A 2,727-nucleotide genomic window follows, 5' to 3' on the forward strand; every position below is an offset into this window, starting at 1 on the left:
TGGCGGGGCCGCGCAGGACCCACACCGTCAAGGCCGGCGACGCCCTGGACGCCATCGCCCGGGGTTTGGACACCACCCGCGCCGACCTGGCCAAGGATAACGACCTCGAGCCGCCCTATCGCCTCAAGCCGGGGCAGAAACTGAAGGGTCCGGCGACCACGGCCAAGGCCTATGTCGCCAACGCGCCCGACAAGCTGGTCGACATCGCCAAGCGCTTTTCGGTGACGCCCAAGGCCCTGGCCGAGGAAAACGACATCAAGGTCGGCTCGTCGATCAAGAAGGGCCAGAAGCTGCGGCTGCCGTCCGGCTTCAAGGACAAGGGCCCGCTCAAGATCACCGTGACCACGCCGGCCCCGTCGCGCCCCGCGCCGACCCCGCCCGTCGCGGCTCCGCCCGAGCCGAAGCCGACCGTCATCACCCCCTCGACCCCCCAGCCGTATCGGCCCTCGTCGCCGCCGGCCCAGACCTATCCGCGTCCGAGCGCGCCGGTGGCCGCCCAGCCGATCAACCCGCCGACAGCGTCGCGTCCGATCATCGAGAGCAGCGCCCCGCCGACCGAGGCGGAGATCATCTCGGCCGGTCGCGGCCGCTTCGCCTGGCCGCTCCGCGGCGAGGTCCTGTCCGACTTCGGTCCCAAGGGCACCGGCCAGCGCAATGACGGCGTCAATATCCGCGCCGCCACCGGCTCGCCGGTCCGCGCCGCGGCGGCGGGCGAGGTGGTCTATGCGGGCAATCAGGTGCCGGGCTTCGGTAATCTGGTGCTGGTCAAGCACACGGACGGCTGGGTGACGGCCTATGCCCACCTGTCGACCACCGACGTGAAGATGCGCCAGCAGGTCATGCAGGGGCAACAGCTGGGCGCCGTGGGCGCCACCGGCGGCGTCACCGAGCCGCAACTGCACTTCGAGGTGCGCTATGCGCCGACCCCGAAGGACAAGGCGCGGCCCGTCGATCCCGGACTGGTTCTGCCGCGCTAACAAGGGCGGCCGTTGCGCTCAATTTGCGGCAAGTCCCTTGCGGCCCGAGGGTAGCTTCGGGCCGAAAGGGGTAGCGCCTCTAAGGCCGCTCAACTCACGCCGGCAGCGACTTGCCCAGTTCCCCGGCCAGGTCGCGAATGAACTGCCAGGCCACGCGGCCCGAGCGAGCGCCGCGCAGCTGCGACCATTGCAGGGCCCGGCGGTCGAGGTTTTCGACCACCAGATCGAAACGCTCGGCATAGGTCCGCACCGCCTGCAGATAGGTCGGCTGGTCCATGGGCGGGAAGCCGATCCATAGGCCAAAGCGGTCGGAGACGCTCATCTCCTCCTCGGCGTTCTCGGCGCTGGCGATGGCCCCCTGGCTCTCGACATGGTCGCGCGGCATCAGGTGGCGGCGGTTGGAGGTGGCGACGAACAGCACGTTCTCCGGCGGACCGGCCACCCCGCCCTCCAGCGCCGATTTCAGGGCCTTGGCGGCCGCGGCCCCGTCCTCGAACGACAGGTCGTCGCACAACACCACGAATCGCTCGGGCCGGGCCCGCAGGACGTCGAACAGCGGCGGCAGGGCCGCGACCTCGTCGCGATCGACCTCGACCAGCTTCAGGTCGGGATGCTCCGCGGCCACGGCCATGAAGGCCGCCTTGGTCAGGGAGCTCTTGCCGGTGCCGCGCACGCCCCACAGCAGCACGTGGTTACAGGGCAGGGCGGTGGCGAAACGGGTCAGGTTCTGGACGAACCGCGCCTTTTGCCCCTCGACGCCGACCAGCAGGTCCAGCGCCATCGGATAGTCGGCGGCGGCCACGAAGCGCTCTCCCGCGGCCTCGTGGCGGAACAGCCGCGCGGCGTCGAAGTCGGGGGCGGCGGGCGGCTGCGGGGCCAGCCGGTCGAGGGCGTCGGCGATACGGGCGAGCAGGGCGGCGTGGGCGTCGGTCATCCGCGGGTGGTAACCCACCGCGCGCTCATTGCAAAAGGGCAGGTGAACGCATAGCTTCCGCCGACTTGGCGCGGACCTGTCGAAAACGGGCCCGCGCATCACCGATTTCTTGGAGCCCACATGTCCGGTGGTCTGAACGCCCAACTCGTTTCCATGGCGCCCATCATCCTGATGGTCGTCCTGTTCTACTTCCTGATGATCCGCCCGCAACAGAAGCGGCAGAAGGAGCACCAGGCCCAAATCAACGCGGTCAAGCGCGGCGACAACATCGTCCTGTCCAGCGGCCTGCTGGGCAAGGTCGTCCGGGTCGAGGACAAGGAAGTCGGCGTCGAGATCGCCCAGGGCGTCACCGTCAAGGTGATGAAGGGCATGATCGCCGAAGTGCGGTCCAAGGGCGAACCGGCCCCGGCCAACGACCCCAAGAGCTGATCCGAACCAAGGTTTGGCGCCGTCGGCGCCGTTGAGACAACCGATCCATGCTGACCCTGTCCCGCTGGAAGATCATCGCCGTCACCCTGTCGGTGATCTTCGGCGTTCTTTTCACCCTACCGAACCTTCTGCCCCAGAAGACGCTCGATGCGTTGCCCGGCTGGCTTCCCAAGCAGAAGCTCAATCTCGGCCTCGATCTGCAGGGCGGGTCGTACCTCCTCTATGAGGTCGACACCGCGGCCCTGCGGGTCGAGCGTCTGACCAACCTGGTCGAGGACGCCCGCACCACCTTGCGCGGCGAACAGATTGCGTTCGGGGAGCTGGGCGAGGCCAACGGCGTCGTCAATGTGCGCATCGCCGAGGCGGGCAAGGTCGGCGACGCCGTGG

3 protein-coding genes and 1 pseudogene are annotated in these 2,727 nt (G+C 68.9%); 3 read left to right on the forward strand and 1 reads right to left on the reverse strand.

Annotated features, from left to right (window positions below):
* Positions 1-977, forward strand: a 977-nt coding sequence (locus CSW58_RS10595; protein ID WP_143755172.1) for a LysM peptidoglycan-binding domain-containing M23 family metallopeptidase, incomplete at its 5' end; no start/stop codon positions are given.
* A gap of 94 nt (positions 978-1,071) precedes the next feature.
* Here the strand turns inward: CSW58_RS10595 and CSW58_RS10600 are convergent.
* Positions 1,072-1,911, reverse strand: coding sequence for an ATP-binding protein (locus CSW58_RS10600; protein ID WP_099447261.1), 840 nt, complete (start codon positions 1,909-1,911; stop codon positions 1,072-1,074).
* Between the two features lie 120 nt (positions 1,912-2,031).
* Here CSW58_RS10600 and yajC point away from each other — a divergent pair, with 120 nt between their 5' ends.
* Both yajC and CSW58_RS10610 read left to right on the forward strand, forming a co-directional pair.
* A complete protein-coding gene (yajC, locus tag CSW58_RS10605) occupies positions 2,032-2,340 on the forward strand; it encodes a preprotein translocase subunit YajC (protein WP_099447262.1) in 309 nt (102 codons plus the stop codon).
* A gap of 47 nt (positions 2,341-2,387) precedes the next feature.
* Positions 2,388-2,727 (forward strand): annotated as a pseudogene (locus CSW58_RS10610) (protein translocase subunit SecD); the annotation flags it as partial.

The organism is Caulobacter sp. B11, from assembly GCF_002737765.1.
In the GTDB taxonomy this organism is placed as follows: Bacteria; Pseudomonadota; Alphaproteobacteria; order Caulobacterales; family Caulobacteraceae; genus Caulobacter.

What these genes read in the sequence shown, in the direction of transcription:
- CSW58_RS10600 (WP_099447261.1), bottom strand. Translation starts at nt 1,911, where the DNA reads ATGACCGACGCCCACGCCGCCCTGCTCGCCCGTATCGCCGACGCCCTC.
- yajC (WP_099447262.1), top strand. Translation starts at nt 2,032, where the DNA reads ATGTCCGGTGGTCTGAACGCCCAACTCGTTTCCATGGCGCCCATCATC.